This window comes from Faecalicoccus sp. LCP19S3_E2 (assembly GCF_052121255.1).
GTDB lineage: Bacteria > Bacillota_I > Bacilli_A > Erysipelotrichales > Erysipelotrichaceae > Faecalicoccus.
This window is the reverse complement of sequence record NZ_JBQKEP010000018.1, coordinates 13,915-28,298: the sequence shown is the minus strand read 5'-3', so window position 1 is coordinate 28,298 and position 14,384 is coordinate 13,915. Positions and strand designations below refer to the sequence as shown.

Sequence of the window (14,384 nt, the reverse complement as noted above, 5' to 3'; positions counted from 1 at the left end):
TATGGAGCAAAAAGAATGTACGCAATATCCAATTGTTCCGGCAGCAAGGTATGTAAGATATTGGAATGAAATTGAAGCAAAGAAAAAACGACAAAAAGAAATATTAGAGAAGAAATGAAAAACAGCCCAAGCCAAATTGGCACAGGCTGTTAATCGATGAGATTTTTAAATATTTCCCATGTCTACTTGACTGGGGATGTATCAGAGACTCATTCCTTTTATAATATTCTCTTTCGTGAATCCGGTAAGGTCAATGAATCCAGTCGGAAGGTTTCCATACCTGTATTTCCGTTATTGCCGGTATTCTGATAGATACAAGCTCCGTTTTGCCAAGTACCACCGGAATTGATACATTGTTGTTGAAGATCCTGCGTTGGATCACTAGGCTCCTCTGGTACAGTTGGTTCCGTTGGCGGCGTTGTTGGCTCCTGCGTATTTTCTTCTTCTGTCGTTTCTTCTTCCTGTTCCTCTTCCTCAGTATCTTCTTCATCTTCAGACTTCGCATTTCCGCCGGTTACTTTTGAATCACCTTTAGAAAGGAACTCTGTTTTGATATAACCACCATTATAGTTCGATACACCGCTAGGCTTTTCAATATTGTTATAGTCATAGAACTGTTGGCAGTAATCTAATAAGTAATGCGTGATATGGAAGGCAGTTGCCTCAAATAGTAAAGAGTTTGTGAAGTAGTATCCTAATGCTTCATTTTCACCGCTGAAGCCGGTCCATGTTGCCACGCTGATATCACTGGTATAACCGATAGACCATTCATCACGGGCAGCTCCGGCAGGAATACCATATTGTACCCCATAAGTGGACCAGTCGGATGTACCGGATTTACCATATGCCGTATAGTTTTGGCTGTATAAGATTTCATTGAAGTTTTGATAATTTCCGGATACGACATTTTCCAACAGGTAGGATGTCATATAAGCGGCTTCTTCACTAATCAGTTCGTATTCGGTCGTATCACCGGAGGTTTCTTTACCATCCGAGCGACGTACAATTTTTCGAACTGTATGATCTTCTACACGTTTACCACCATTGGCCAACATACTGTAAGCGCTGGCTTGTTGGCGAGGGGATGCATACATCTCGGCACCACCGATCGCATACTGTTCGACAAACTGTGTATAGGTATCTTCGCTGTATCCTAACTTCTTTAAGAAATCGATCCAGTAATCATAACCGGTTTCATCCACCAGGGCAATCATCGCCTGTGCTGCCGGTGTATTCAAGGATAAACCAAGGGCTGTCTTTAAGTTGACTACACCACGATATTGACGATCAGAGTTTTGAAGGTTGCTTCCCGCATGGAAATAGTCTTCACCATGGTCGTTGATCTTATGTTCGGTGGACCAGCCTAATAAATCAAAGGTAGAACTGTAAGCCAATAATGGTTTCATTGAAGAACCTGGCTGCCTTTCTTCCATGGATAAATCTCGTTTGGTCGCATCCTGATAATAGGTTCGACCGGCACCGACCGCAATCACTTCACCGGTATGATTCTCAATAACGGCAAAGCCGGTATCAAGCTGTTCGATTGGGAAGTTGACAATATTTCCTGCACAGATATCATAAGCTACCTTTTGTACATCCGGGTTTAGCGTTGTATAGATATCCATAGGAACAACACCCGGATCTTGACCGGTCAACTGAATAACTTCCTGTACAGCCTGATAGATAAACGGTGCATTTGGATCCTGACTGGATATATTCGTATATTGCAGGGCAAACTCTAATTTTGAATTCTTTGCCAAATTGTATTCAGTTTCGGTAATATATCCGTGCTGTAACATTAAGGCAAGTGTTGTGTTTCGACGACTTGTCGCATTGGCCAGATAATCCTGATCCGTTTTATATAAATTGTTTAATGGATTATATGTGTCCGGGGCATTGATGGCACCGGCTAAAAAGGCGGATTCACTTAAATTCAGTTCCGATACATCCTTATTAAAAAAGTACTTGGCTGCTTTTTGGATGCCTCGAGTATTATCACCTGATCCAAACCAGATCCGGTTTACATAGTAATCAAAGATTTCTTCTTTATTTAAGGTTTGTTCGGCAATTAAAGACAAATAAATTTCCTGTATTTTTAACTTGATTTTGGTAAATGCCGAAATGCTGCCTTGTTCACTTTCAATCTTTTTTTCCTGTTGTGAAGTAAACGTATTGTCGATCAGCTGCATGGTCAATGTCGAACCACCTTGGGCAAAGGAACCGGAGCGAAGGTTTGTCAAAGCACTGGCCAAAAAACGAGGTAAGTCAAACCCGTTGTGATCAAAATAACGAGAGTCTTCAATACTTAAAAACGCATCGATCACGTTCTGTGGAATCTGATCATACGTGACATCTTCACGAATCTCCTGTCCCAGCTCGGAAATCAGGTTTCCATTACGGTCATAAATACGTGAGTTGGAAAGTGTTGTCAGATCCCCCTCGACAAACTGCATGCCATCCGGATCATTGATGATGTTGACCAGAATAAAGAAAACGGAGATGCAGCCTACCAAAAAAATGGAAAGTACGCCGATTGCCAGCTTGTTCCAGATATCCAGCTTTCTACGCTTTTTTGTCTGCGGTTTCTGATTTGTATCTTGGCTCATGTCTTATCCTCCTTAAAATACAAAAGATCGACGATCTTGAGATAGTCTAATCTAGGTATATAGCCTTCTTGAATCAAATGCCCGTGCTCCTGAAACCAGGAATAGGGAATCGAACTTTTTGAGGAATGTTCAATTTTATCGATCAATAAAGGGGCATCTACCAGAAAGGTTTCATTTCGCAGGCTGAATCGAATCACAAAGAAACCGATACCGCCATGCTTGTGTACTTTTTTAAGATGTATGATCTGATGAGAATGAATGATCCCGATGGGAAACTGTGCTTTATTCTTTGTTTCCTTTGCCTCAAAATCGATATAACGACCTTTATAAATGCCATTATAATCAGTCGTAGAAGGTGTTTTATAATATGCCTCCACGATCTTAGCCTTGTTTCTTGCCGGATAATCGACACGAACGACTTGTACCGGTGTGGGCTTTTTATAAATCAGCGCCTTATCACATTCTCTGTAATACTTGTTTGTATCGTTTAGATCGGCTTCCAGGCGCATTCCGCGGTTGGTGTGTTGATCTTTTACACCATGAAAATTCTGGTGGGCAACCGCTGTTGGATATTTCACTATACTCATCGTTCTAATTATATATGAAATCATACTAACATTCAATTATGGTTGATTTTTTAGGGCAAAAACGTCATAATAATGAGTAGTGCTCAGGGGGAATCAAAATGACAAAAGAAATGAATCTGACTGCGCAGGAAATCTTTGAAAAAGAATTCCATGTGGATATTAAAGGGTATGCTCCGGCAGAAGTTGATGAATTCTTAGATTTGATCATTGAAGATTATCAGGTCTATGATGAAAAAATGGAAGAACTGGGGCAGGCATTAAGCCGCTATGAAGAAAAAATTAAAGAACTGCAGCAGGAAATTTATACATTACAGAGCGAAAACCAGAATTTAAATGAAAAAGTGAGCGCTGACTACGTAAATGGAAATACAGATATGATCGATCTGTTAAAACGTATTGCACGTTTGGAACAGGCTGTATTCCATACGACAAATAGCGCGCCGGTAAAACCGGAAGAATAATTGATTTCAATTTCGACAGTCGCTGGCGAAAGCTAGAGGAAAGTCCATGCTCGCACGATCTGCGATGATCGTAGTGTTTGTGCTGGATGAAGTCATAAATCCAGGCAGGTTGATCCTGACGGCTGTCGTATTTCCTAAGGGAAACTATGGAAATATGGCTTTAAAAGTGCCACAGAGACGAGCTATTCTGGAAACAGAATAGGTGGAACGGGTAAACCCCGCAAGCGAGAAACCCAAATTTGGTAGGGGAACTGATCAAGGGGAACTGAACCTAAGATCGGATAGGGAAACCTATAGATAAATGACTGTTTGATACAGAACATGGCTTATGAAATTGAAAGTGACGGGAGCAATCCCGTTTTTTTATTAAAATGTGTAAAAAGTTCGTTAAAGCCTTTTTATCCTTTTTCATTTTTGTGGTACAATACAAAGGCATGAAAGTAGGTGAAATTATGTCTCCGGACCCGTTAAGTCATGAGTGGAACAAAAAGCAAAATAAAGGATACGGAGGCATCGCAGTTTGTCTCCGTTAAAAAGGAGGGATTACTGTGCTTGAATTTTACAAGACTTTTGATGATGGTACCCGTCGTATTGATGCTCCGGAAAAAGGATGTTGGATCAATGCGATTGCTCCAACCGAAGAAGAAAGAAATTTTTTGATCGAACATATCGGTGTATTGCCGGAATTTGTCAAATCTTCTTTGGATGATGAAGAAAGTTCACATATCGACTATGATGACGACTTTGATCAGACGCTTGTGATCATCGACTATCCAGACTCTGATGAAAGTGACGTTAATAAAAATGAAGATTATACGACCTTGCAGTATAAAACGAACCCAATGGGTATCGTAATTTTAAAAGGCTATGTTGTGACGATTAGTTTGTATGAAAGCTGGTCTTTACAGGATATGGCGCAGGGGCGTATCCGTCAGATGGATACCCGTTTAAAAACGCGTTTCTTGCTTTTGTTGGTATTGCGCATTTCGCAACAATATCTGGTGTATCTGCGTCAGATCGATCGTTTGTCCAGCCGTACTGAATCAAAACTGCATCAGTCGATGGAAAATAAAGAACTGATTCAGATGTTAGGCTTGGAAAAATCACTGGTCTTCTTTTCAACTTCTTTAAAAGCGGATGAGATCACATTGAATAAGATCATGCGTGGTAAAATGATCAAGCTTTATGAAGAAGATGAAGATTTACTGGAAGATGTGATGATCGAGATCCATCAGGCCATCGAGATGTGTAATATTTATTCCAACATTTTAAGTGGAACCATGGATGCCTTTGCCTCTGTCATTTCCAACAACTTAAATATCGTTATGAAGGTCTTAACGGTCATTACGATCGTTATGGCTATACCAAATATTATTTTCAGCTTTTATGGGATGAATGTTGATGGTCTTCCTGCACCACATGTTCTCTTTCCAACAGCTATTGCGGTTATCGCCTGTCTGGTAGCCATCTTGATTTTCAAAAAGAAGGATATGTTTCATTAAGAGAGGAAACTCTCTTTTTTTTGTTATAATGGGAGTGAATAAGGAGATATAAAATGTTTGGAAAAGAAAAGGTTTTTACGACGACAGACATAGAACAAAAAAACAAAATAGAAGATATTTTAAGTGAACATCATATCGAATATCGCATCCGTATGAAAGATGTCAATCAGCTGCACCCCTTTCATACGGCTTTGATGGGATCCATGTTGGCAGGCGATCATAAGCCTAGATATGCCTGGGATTTTTATGTTGATTCTCAAAATCAGGAATTGGCAAGACAAATTCTTTCATCCGAATAAAAAGCAGCCATAAGACATAAAGCATTCACATCACAAAGCTTGTGTGTTCCATTTTGTGCAGAAAGTTCTTTATGCCGGTTGTATGAGAGTCAGGCTGCTTTTTTGAAGGATCTTAACGATCCTTTTTAATAGATATCAATTTTTCCTTCCAGTTTTTTTCCATAGAAAACCTTTATATGCAAGTTTTTTGCATCGGGTTTGTATAGAGTTATTTCTTTTTGATTCCATATCTCTTTGATATCTTCCAGACTATGGATATGAGAGAACACATTATGATCCCCGTTCAGAGTCGAAAAAAACCAAATTCGAGAATGTACGGGCTCTCCTTCTTCTCCATATGCCAACTCTAGAAATTCTGGATATTCGATCTTCATTTGATCCTCTTTTAGGTTAGGATCCATTTGAAAGCTTTCCACTTCCAGTTGAATCTCTTCATATCTAAAATCTATGTAAGGATCCAATTCAAGTAGCACGGCACCTGTATGATTTTCTATTGTTATTGTTTCTGTTTTTGTTTCCACAGGAAGTGTTTTTGCACGAAACTGAATTTGTGAGAGCTCCATCGCAAAGACCAGGGCACCGCTAATTACTAAGATTACAGATACTACAAAAGTAATGATGATTTTACGCATGAGGAATCTCCTCCTTTTTTGGCCACAGGTGGATCAAGAACCATTGAACGGAAATGCTTCCGCCTAACAGTCCAACACCTAATAAGATCAAGCCGATGCTGTAAACGTGCTCAAAAACACCTACAAAGAATAAGGCAATCAAAGCAGTACTGAATCCGATGATACAACAGATGGTCGGAAAGCTGATCAGCGCTAAAATGATCTTTATCAGCAGGCTTCCACTATCTGTATGTTGTGCTTTTCTTTGATGATAGAGTGTTTTTTTTGGCTTTGCGTCGGGAATCGGCGGCAGGCCATCATCGTCTTTTAAGAAATCTTTGGCCTCTTTGTTGAAGGATTGTTTTAAGTCTTCCACTACATTGATGCGATAGTCATGTCGCTTGATCCGACGAATTCTTCTGGACATGACATTGATAAAGAAGAGAATACTTGCCGCTAGATAAATGAGCTTAAAGATCCAGATCATCAAATCTTCAAAGGCATATACAATACCGGCTACATAAGTGATACCAAAGATCCAGTTAAATACATTCATCAGAATATTTAAGCAAATATCAATAAGAAGAATCCTTCCGATATAAAGCAATACAAGAAGTACAAAGGCATCAAAAATCAGATGAAAAATATCATTAACACTGAAATTGCCGAACTTATTTAGAAAACTTTCGGTTTTCGAATAGGCACGATCCAACGTTTTATCCGCTTTGGTATCCATACTATCTGTATTGATCTTATAAGCTTCTAAGATTTCTTTGGCAAGTTCATCCAGATCACCAAAACCCTGGATTGCCTCTTTTTCACTGGCACCATTGGCAATCTTATCATCAATATATGTGCCATATTCAATCAAAATGTCTTTTCTTTCCTGTTCGGAGATCAATAAAAGCTTTTGTTCCAACTGTTCTAAAAATTCACTTTTCGTCATGATAAGACACCTCCTTTAAAAATACATTGACTTTAGCGGAAAATTCATTCCATTCCTTTTCCAGATCCTGTAGTTTTTGTATCCCATTGGGAGTAATGTGATAATACTTTCTGGGTGGTCCTTCCGAGGATTCTTTTAAATAAGATTCGAGCAGATGATCATTGGACAATCGTTTTAAAAGCGGATAGATCGTACCTTCATTGACATCCACGATCTCACTGATCTTTGTCACCAGTTGATATCCATAGAGATCTTTGTATTCTATCGTTTTTAAAACAATTAACTCCAATACACCTTTTTTAAATTGTGTATTCAATCGAATCACCTCACACTATTATAGTATATTTAGTACTATGTAAAGTCAAGTACTAAATAAATATTAATACTTGGCAAAGTTCACAAATCAGGAATCAAAAAAGTGACATGATACAGTTGAAGGGAATCCCGGGATATATAAACTTCATAGGGCAGGGAAAATTTTGTTTCATTAAAACGAAAGGAAGAAAAAGTAAATTGGAGAAAACAACAATGAACTTTCTGTTGATTTTGAATAGTGATCGTTGTCTTTTCACAACATTGAAAAAGTACCTGCAACATGGATTGATAGACAGATTGTAATGCAGCATAACTGATTTGTATTTTTTCCTCATCTAATTGAGTTGTATCAAAACGTAACTGTTGTTTCTGAATACGTTTTTCTTCTTTTTCCAACATGGTTTTTAAGACCGGACAGGTTCTATAGAGATTTTGGAAGTGACTAAACGTATGTTCCGCCAATTTTTTGATTTGTTTCTGTAAGAGATTGTATTGTTTGAAACAGGAAAGTCTTTCCAGACAAAGACATTGATATAATAGATCATGGATATGATCAAAATATGAAGAATAGGCTTGATACAGGAGCTCACAGCGACATTGTAGCTGTAGATTCGACTGTTGCAGCCGAATGAGCTTTCGTTGATAAAGTGCTTGTTGCCAGAAAAAGAGACGGGCAACCAAAGATAGAGCTGCCACTTGAATGAGGTACAGAAAAACAAGGCAGGTGGCACGATCATAGAAAACGCCATAGTCCATATGAAAGATATAGAAGAAACATAATAAAATATAGGGAATATAGAATAAAGAATGAAAGCCCTTTAGTAAGATTTGTTTGTATTGATTTTTAAGATGCACAAACACGAGGGAAAAGCTGAGATTTAAAATCTGGGTACATAGGATCATCACCAACAAGACTTCGATCGTGGGTGCAATCGTAGAAAAAGAAAGAAACTGTGTAAATAATAAAAGAATGATGGCTCTGGCAGTCAACAAGATAAAACAGCACCAGCTAAAATAAAAAAATTTACCACGGAAGCCTCCCTGATAAAAGGCATTGCACAAAGTCCAGAGCAGTACAAAGAAAACTGCGTTTTGTACAAGACTGATCCGGTTGCGAAAAGCACAGGGCACGATAAAAAAGCTGTATAAGAAAATTTGATGAAGGGAATATCGAAAAGGGAAAAAGTAATGTAAAAACGCCAAAAGAAAAATAAAGGTCAGTAAATCAAACAAGAAACTTATTGTGAGCATTGTAAGTAATGTAGATATCCTTTCATAAATGAAGCTTTGTATTTTTTAGATAGAGGAATAGAAACACCATTGGTCAAAAGAATGTCTTTTTTGTCATGGGTAAGATCGGCAATATGTCGATAACTGACAAGAAAGGCTTTATACGATTGTCCAAAATCATAAAAACTCAGACATTCTTTCCAATAGGAAAGGGAATAAGTCGTTCGATATTTTTTATGTTTTAAATAGAGATACGTATGCCGATCATAAAATTCTACATAATATACATCTTTATAATAAATCTTATAAGGAGAAATCCTTAAATCCGTCAGAGCCTTCTGTTGTTTACAATCGCCTAAAATCACATCGTAAAAGACGCGTTGAAAATCAAGGAAAGAGATAGGCTTTAATAAATAACGTTTAGCCTCGATCAAATAGCCCTGCTGAAGATATTCGGCATATAAAGAAGTGATAATGATAGGAATTTTAGGACACTGCCTTCGGATGAGATGCCCTAATTGGATACCATTATAAGAGGTTAGCTGGATATCTAAGAAAATCAGATCATAGTTCTTAAAATCCAAGCCAGATTTTTCATTTAAGATCGTAAGATGATAAGAAATGTTTTCCTGCGCAAAAGCATCATGAATGAGATGCGATAGATGTTTTATATCCTCTAGATGATCTTCACATATTAATATTTGAAACATGAAAGCTCCTTTTCAAAGTGGAAAAATGGGTAAAGGTTACACCAGTCAAACACAAAGAAAAAGAGGTTTGGCCATATTATGAATGGAAAGATACGAAAATGGAAAATAGACCCGTTTCATGATCAAATCCTTTCTAAAATATCATAAGATATTCATTCTTGTAGAAAGAAAAGTTTATTTAGTTTTAAAAATTATAAGATTTATATTTTTATCAAAGGCTATGAAATATGTAATGCTTACTTGCCTTTATTGTATCGAGTATAAGTTATAATAAAAATAACCGACTTATTCGCTATGAAAGGAAGTATAGTTCCTGGGATAAGTCGGTCATGAAAAAACTAAATCAATGTATCTTGATATTCAAAAACACAGGAAGAAATCTCATACATCAAGGATGTATAGACGTTTACATCTTTAGAAAAGATGACCAGGATATAGTCTCTACCCGGTAAATAGACAATACCGCCATCATGATAATACGTATCAGCACAACCGGTTTTATGGGCAAATTCAACATTTTGTCCTAAACCACTCTGTAAAGCCGTGTAATCCGTACAACGTTTAAAAAGATAGATCATTTGATCACAGCTTTTCTTTGATCCCAGTTCATGATCATAGAGCTTTTCAAAAAATATACCGATGTCATTTGCACAGCTGACATTGGCACCGCCGTCCGTAAAAAAGTGCTGGCCAGGCTGTAGGCCATGATGCAATGCGGTATTTCGCATGCCGATTTGTTGAGCCAGAACATTTGCCTTATGTAAGCCATAAAGTCCATTACCATCTCCAATCACTTCCATTAACACATTATAGGATGTGTTATCACTGATGGTGATCATAGGCTCAATCCATTGTTCGTATTGTGCATAGTCGATCGTTCCTGCATCGATTTCCTGAAAAACAGCGCCCAGGGCAACGGTTTTGATCATACAACATGGATACATGGATTCCGGATGAATCTCAAATCCTTTTCTGGTTCGCAAGTCTTTGAAATAGACACTGATATCACCGGAGTATTGAGAAAGAATCTCCTGCACATCATTTTGAAGCTTTTCAATATCAATCTGTAGGTTTCCACTTTGATCAAAGACATATTTCCTCTTATGAATTGTCTTGGTTCCAGTTACCATATGCCCTTTTTGATCAAAATAAGAAAGCATCGGTTTTTCATCCTTTGTGTAGGCCATAAACTTCTTTTTAAGCATCTGTCCGTCTTTTTCAAAATAATAAGTTTTTCCATTAACTGTATGCAGCCCTGTTACCCGTTTTCCATTTTTGTCAAAATAATACGTTTTGTGATTAATGGTTTGAAAGCCTTTTTTCATAAAGCCAGTTTCTTTTGAAAAGTAGTAATAATCTTTACCGATCTTCTGCATACCGTGTTCCAGTTCACCATCTTCATTAACATAGACCATCGTTGAAGAGACAAAAGGAAATAAGGAAACGAAACCTTGTTGATGGGAAAGATGAACTGCAAAGCTTAGAACTAAAAAAGAGCATAGTGAGACTATAACCAATATAATCTTCTTCATGCTCCATTTTCTTTTCAAAGGTTGCTTATTCATACTTTTCTCTTCCATCTATCTTATTATTTTTATAATAGCGAAGTATTTATTAAAATCAAGGGGTTTAGAAAGATAGACTATCCGATGTGTTCAAAAAATCAGTTTATTTAAGAATTATTTGAAAAAAGTTAGATTTTTTGAACCAAAGGTTTTTCGGAAATTGGAGGTTTTAAGATTTTTAGTTTAATTTATAGATAATATTTTTTTGTAATGATAAACCATAGATTGGATTAAATAAAAAACGCCACCTTTTTAAGTGACGTTTGCTTTCTATGGCTGGGGTACATGGATTCGAACCATGGAAATGCCAGATTCAGAGTCTGGTGCCTTACCGCTTGGCTATACCCCAATGCGCCTTTATATCTTATAATTTTTTTCTAGATTTGGCAACTGTTTATTGAAGAAATTTTTAAAGTGGTTTAAGATTATCGGGAAAGGACGGTATTTATGGCTAAAATTAGAACACGATTTGCACCCAGTCCAACGGGTTATATGCATATAGGAAATTTACGTACAGCACTGTTTGAGTATTTGATCGCAAAACATGAAGATGGAGATTTCATTTTGCGTATTGAAGATACCGATCAAAATCGTCAGGTAGAAGGTGCGGTTGATATCATTTATAAGACAATGAAAGACTGCGGATTAAACTGGGATGAAGGACCGGATATCGGTGGAGAACATGGGCCTTATGTTCAAAGTGAGCGTTTAGGCATGTATAAAGGATATGCCGAGGAATTGATTCGTTTAGGAGGCGCCCATTATTGCTTCTGCTCGGAAGAAGAGCTGCAAAGACAAAGAGAAGAGCAGGGAGATTCCTTTAAATTTGATGATCCTTGTAAACATTTGACTCCGGAAGAGGTACAGGCTAAACTCGATGCTGGTGTTCCTTATGTCATTCGCCAGACAATTGGAGAGATCAAAGAAACGACTTTTGATGATGAAGTCTATGGACATATTGAAGTGGATGTGGATACATTAGATGAGCAGGTCTTGATCAAATCGGATGGATTCCCTACCTACAATTTCGCCAACATCATCGATGATCATCAAATGGAAATCACACATGTGGTTCGCGGAAACGAGTATTTATCCAGTACACCAAAATATAATTTGATCTATGATGCGTATGGATGGAAACGTCCGATCTATGTGCATGTTCCACCGGTTATGAAAGATGAACATCATAAGTTATCAAAACGAAACGGGGATGCTTCTTTCCAGGATTTAGTCGCAAAAGGTTACTTGCCGGAAGCCATCATTAACTATATTGCTCTATTAGGATGGTCACCGCAGACCGAGCAGGAAATCTATACCATGGATGAACTGATTCAAGTATTTGATATTCATCGTATTTCAAAACGTCCGGCTATTTTTGACATTGATAAGCTGACATGGATGAATGGCGAATATTTGAAGCACATGGATTTTGATCGTTATTATGAACTGGTATTGCCTTATTTAAAGAATGCCATTCATTCGGATATCGATTTAAAAGAGATCGCAAAATTAGTACAATCTCGTGCCAATACGTTAAATGAAATTGAAGAAATGATTGATTTCTTTGATGCACTGCCGGATTATGATGTGGAGATGTTCAAGCATAAGCGTCAGAAATCAAAGAAAGAAACTGCAGTGATTGCCTTAAAGGAAGCGTATGAAGCTTTATCTTCCTGTGACTGGTCCAGTGAAGAGAAAATCCATGATCTACTAATGGCCTTGCCGGAAAAACTGGAGATGAAAAACGGACAGGTACTTTGGCCGGTACGTACAGCTTTGACCGGAAAACAATCGACACCGGGTGGTGCTATTGAAGTGGCGTATATTTTAGGTAAGGATGAAAGTCTTCGTCGTATTCAAACAGGTATCGAAAAATTAGAAAAGGATTTAGAATCGGCCGCATAGACCGGTTCTTTTTCAAAGGAGAACATGTATGTTTGAAAAGCTGGATGATTTTTTAATTCGGGTTGCCATTGCCGCTTTGATCATTTTATTGGGAATGGTCATTGCCAAGCTGATCAAAAAATTTATTATTAAGCTATCCAAGAATGTGATAGATCATGGCTCTTTAACATTTATTGGATCGTGTGCTTCGATTTCTATTAAGATCATTTTTATTGCGATTGCCCTGGCGGTCTTAGGCTTGGATATGTCCGTGATCGTCGGTTCTTTGAGTGCCGTTTCCCTAGGCATTTCTTTAGCGTTGCGAGATACCATGAATGATGTTGCCGGGGGCATACAGATTCTTTTCACAAAGCCTTTTGTGATCGGTGATTATGTACAGATCGAATCACAGGAAGGTGTTGTCAGCCGTATCGAAATCTTGTTTACGGTCTTACAGACTTTTGATCATCAGGAAATCATCGTTCCTAATTCTACGGCAGTCAGTGAAATTTTGATCAACTATTCGAAAGAAAAATATCGACGAATTCATATCTCATTTCCGGTTGCTTTGGAAACGGATGTCGATGCCTGTATCCAACTGGGAGATCAGGTGTTGGAAAGTGAAGCAGAATGGGTACAAAACGATATGCAGAAGGAAGTGGTCATTGATAAAATCGGTGATCATTCCATGACGATTGGCATCTATGCGTTTGTGCCTTTTGAAAAGTATTGGGAATGTTTATGTCGTATGAATACGGTCTTGCAGAGAAAAAGAAAAGAAGCAGGGATCTTGCCTGCTTCCACATCAATCGTTATTCAATCAAGCCCAGAACAATAAAAGCGTTATAAATACCGTTATTATCCAGGGAGGTCGTTACACGATCTGCCTTTTTTTGTACTTCTATAGGGGCATTGCCCATGGCTACACTAATTTTGGCGACTTCAAACATACATAGATCATTAAAGCCATCTCCAATGGCAATCGCATCCTCAGCGCTTTTGTCAAAATAGTTGAGGATACTTTGCATACCGGTTGCTTTGGTAATGGTCTTTTCGGAGATTTCACCGCTTTCTTTGCCAAATGGGGCAAAGGTAGCAGGTACTAAATCAAATTGTCTGTGCAGTGCATCATAGATTTCCTGATAGGAAATGTCCGATTCTAAAAAAGAAATCTTATTTACAGGATACTCTAAGATCGCATCGGTTACTTTCAGATTGTGCTGGACCTGTACTAAACCATGTTTGGCAAAGAGTTCCGGACTTAAATGTTTACATTGTTTTTGGATCATTTGATCTAAATGATCGTATGTTTTTTGATTACCAACTAGACCTTCTGTGGTTTCAAAGATCGCATCGATATCGTTTTTATGCATATACTCTAAGAGTACCTGCAGCTGTTCTTTGGAAAAGGTTCGTTCTTCTAAAAGCTGATGGTTGACTTCGACATGGGCCCCGCTTCCGGTAATCATACCGTCATAGTCCAACTTTAACATATCGCCATAGACCTCTACTTTTTGTCTTCCCGTACAAAGGACAATCTTGTGTCCGTTTCTCTGAGCAAGCTGACACGCCTGTAAAGCGCTTTGGGGAATAAAACCTTCATGATGCAGTAAAGTGCCATCGGCATCCAAAAAGATAATCTTCATAGAACTCTCCTTTTATAGACTT

Annotated in this window: 14 protein-coding genes, 1 tRNA gene and 1 other RNA gene; 6 read left to right on the top strand and 10 right to left on the bottom strand. The window is 38.0% G+C overall.

The window, feature by feature from the left end:
* Positions 1-218: 218 nt before the first annotated feature.
* A complete protein-coding gene (locus tag ACTQX6_RS11620) occupies positions 219-2,606 on the bottom strand; it encodes a transglycosylase domain-containing protein (protein WP_117446572.1) in 2,388 nt (795 codons plus the stop codon).
* Entirely contained in the window at positions 2,603-3,187 is a 585-nt protein-coding gene (gene recU, locus ACTQX6_RS11615; protein WP_396129902.1) for a Holliday junction resolvase RecU, read from the bottom strand. Before recU ends, ACTQX6_RS11620 begins: the two co-directional genes overlap by 4 nt.
* A gap of 104 nt (positions 3,188-3,291) precedes the next feature.
* On the opposite strand from recU, the gene ACTQX6_RS11610 reads away from it, so the two are divergent.
* The 4 genes from ACTQX6_RS11610 (at position 3,292) to ACTQX6_RS11595 (ending at position 5,455) form a co-directional block, all read left to right on the top strand.
* Positions 3,292-3,654 (top strand): DivIVA domain-containing protein, encoded by a 363-nt coding sequence (locus ACTQX6_RS11610; RefSeq protein WP_022790465.1) that lies wholly within the window; start codon positions 3,292-3,294, stop codon positions 3,652-3,654.
* 8 nt (positions 3,655-3,662) lie between these two features.
* Positions 3,663-3,987, top strand: an RNA gene (rnpB, locus tag ACTQX6_RS11605) — RNase P RNA component class B.
* A gap of 215 nt (positions 3,988-4,202) precedes the next feature.
* Complete coding sequence (locus tag ACTQX6_RS11600) at positions 4,203-5,156, top strand: magnesium transporter CorA family protein (RefSeq protein ID WP_022790464.1); 954 nt, start codon at positions 4,203-4,205, stop codon at positions 5,154-5,156.
* 53 nt (positions 5,157-5,209) lie between these two features.
* On the top strand, positions 5,210-5,455 hold the full coding sequence (locus ACTQX6_RS11595) for a hypothetical protein (RefSeq protein WP_294687739.1): 246 nt from the start codon (positions 5,210-5,212) through the stop codon (positions 5,453-5,455).
* Positions 5,456-5,580: 125 nt separating this feature from the next.
* Here ACTQX6_RS11595 and ACTQX6_RS11590 read toward each other — a convergent pair whose 3' ends face one another.
* The 7 genes from ACTQX6_RS11590 to ACTQX6_RS11560 form a co-directional block, all read right to left on the bottom strand.
* Positions 5,581-6,087, bottom strand: a complete 507-nt coding sequence (locus ACTQX6_RS11590) for a hypothetical protein (RefSeq protein ID WP_117446569.1) — start codon at positions 6,085-6,087, stop codon at positions 5,581-5,583.
* Positions 6,080-7,012, bottom strand: coding sequence for an HAAS signaling domain-containing protein (locus ACTQX6_RS11585; protein WP_195223095.1), 933 nt, complete (start codon positions 7,010-7,012; stop codon positions 6,080-6,082). Before ACTQX6_RS11585 ends, ACTQX6_RS11590 begins: the two co-directional genes overlap by 8 nt.
* Positions 6,999-7,337 carry a PadR family transcriptional regulator gene (locus ACTQX6_RS11580; protein ID WP_434313036.1) on the bottom strand — a complete coding sequence of 113 codons (339 nt, stop codon included), beginning with the start codon at positions 7,335-7,337 and terminating at the stop codon, positions 6,999-7,001. Before ACTQX6_RS11580 ends, ACTQX6_RS11585 begins: the two co-directional genes overlap by 14 nt.
* A 71-nt stretch (positions 7,338-7,408) precedes the next feature.
* Positions 7,409-8,458, bottom strand: coding sequence for a hypothetical protein (locus ACTQX6_RS11575; protein ID WP_294687846.1), 1,050 nt, complete (start codon positions 8,456-8,458; stop codon positions 7,409-7,411).
* Positions 8,459-8,565: 107 nt separating this feature from the next.
* Positions 8,566-9,267 (bottom strand): LytR/AlgR family response regulator transcription factor, encoded by a 702-nt coding sequence (locus ACTQX6_RS11570; RefSeq protein ID WP_117446565.1) that lies wholly within the window; start codon positions 9,265-9,267, stop codon positions 8,566-8,568.
* A 338-nt stretch (positions 9,268-9,605) separates the two neighbouring features.
* Entirely contained in the window at positions 9,606-10,832 is a 1,227-nt protein-coding gene (locus ACTQX6_RS11565) for a serine hydrolase (protein WP_294687849.1), read from the bottom strand.
* 273 nt (positions 10,833-11,105) lie between these two features.
* Positions 11,106-11,181, bottom strand: a tRNA-Gln gene (locus ACTQX6_RS11560).
* A 98-nt stretch (positions 11,182-11,279) separates the two neighbouring features.
* Here ACTQX6_RS11560 and gltX point away from each other — a divergent pair.
* Together gltX and ACTQX6_RS11550 are read left to right on the top strand one after the other, a co-directional pair.
* A complete protein-coding gene (gltX, locus tag ACTQX6_RS11555; RefSeq protein ID WP_117446563.1) occupies positions 11,280-12,737 on the top strand; it encodes a glutamate--tRNA ligase in 1,458 nt (485 codons plus the stop codon).
* 28 nt (positions 12,738-12,765) lie between these two features.
* Entirely contained in the window at positions 12,766-13,554 is a 789-nt protein-coding gene (locus ACTQX6_RS11550) for a mechanosensitive ion channel family protein (RefSeq protein WP_294687851.1), read from the top strand.
* Here ACTQX6_RS11550 and ACTQX6_RS11545 read toward each other — a convergent pair.
* The gene (locus ACTQX6_RS11545) at positions 13,529-14,362 is read right to left on the bottom strand and encodes an HAD family hydrolase (RefSeq protein ID WP_294687852.1); all 834 of its coding nucleotides are present in this window, start codon (positions 14,360-14,362) and stop codon (positions 13,529-13,531) included. The genes ACTQX6_RS11550 and ACTQX6_RS11545 overlap by 26 nt on opposite strands.
* Positions 14,363-14,384: the final 22 nt, after the last annotated feature.

Coding starts and splice junctions, on each gene's coding strand:
- ACTQX6_RS11620 (WP_117446572.1), bottom strand. CDS start 2,606: ATGAGCCAAGATACAAATCAGAAACCGCAGACAAAAAAGCGTAGAAAG.
- ACTQX6_RS11610 (WP_022790465.1), top strand. CDS start 3,292: ATGACAAAAGAAATGAATCTGACTGCGCAGGAAATCTTTGAAAAAGAA.
- ACTQX6_RS11595 (WP_294687739.1), top strand. CDS start 5,210: ATGTTTGGAAAAGAAAAGGTTTTTACGACGACAGACATAGAACAAAAA.
- ACTQX6_RS11590 (WP_117446569.1), bottom strand. CDS start 6,087: ATGCGTAAAATCATCATTACTTTTGTAGTATCTGTAATCTTAGTAATT.
- ACTQX6_RS11585 (WP_195223095.1), bottom strand. CDS start 7,012: ATGACGAAAAGTGAATTTTTAGAACAGTTGGAACAAAAGCTTTTATTG.
- ACTQX6_RS11570 (WP_117446565.1), bottom strand. CDS start 9,267: ATGTTTCAAATATTAATATGTGAAGATCATCTAGAGGATATAAAACAT.
- ACTQX6_RS11565 (WP_294687849.1), bottom strand. CDS start 10,832: ATGAATAAGCAACCTTTGAAAAGAAAATGGAGCATGAAGAAGATTATA.
- gltX (WP_117446563.1), top strand. CDS start 11,280: ATGGCTAAAATTAGAACACGATTTGCACCCAGTCCAACGGGTTATATG.
- ACTQX6_RS11550 (WP_294687851.1), top strand. CDS start 12,766: ATGTTTGAAAAGCTGGATGATTTTTTAATTCGGGTTGCCATTGCCGCT.
- ACTQX6_RS11545 (WP_294687852.1), bottom strand. CDS start 14,362: ATGAAGATTATCTTTTTGGATGCCGATGGCACTTTACTGCATCATGAA.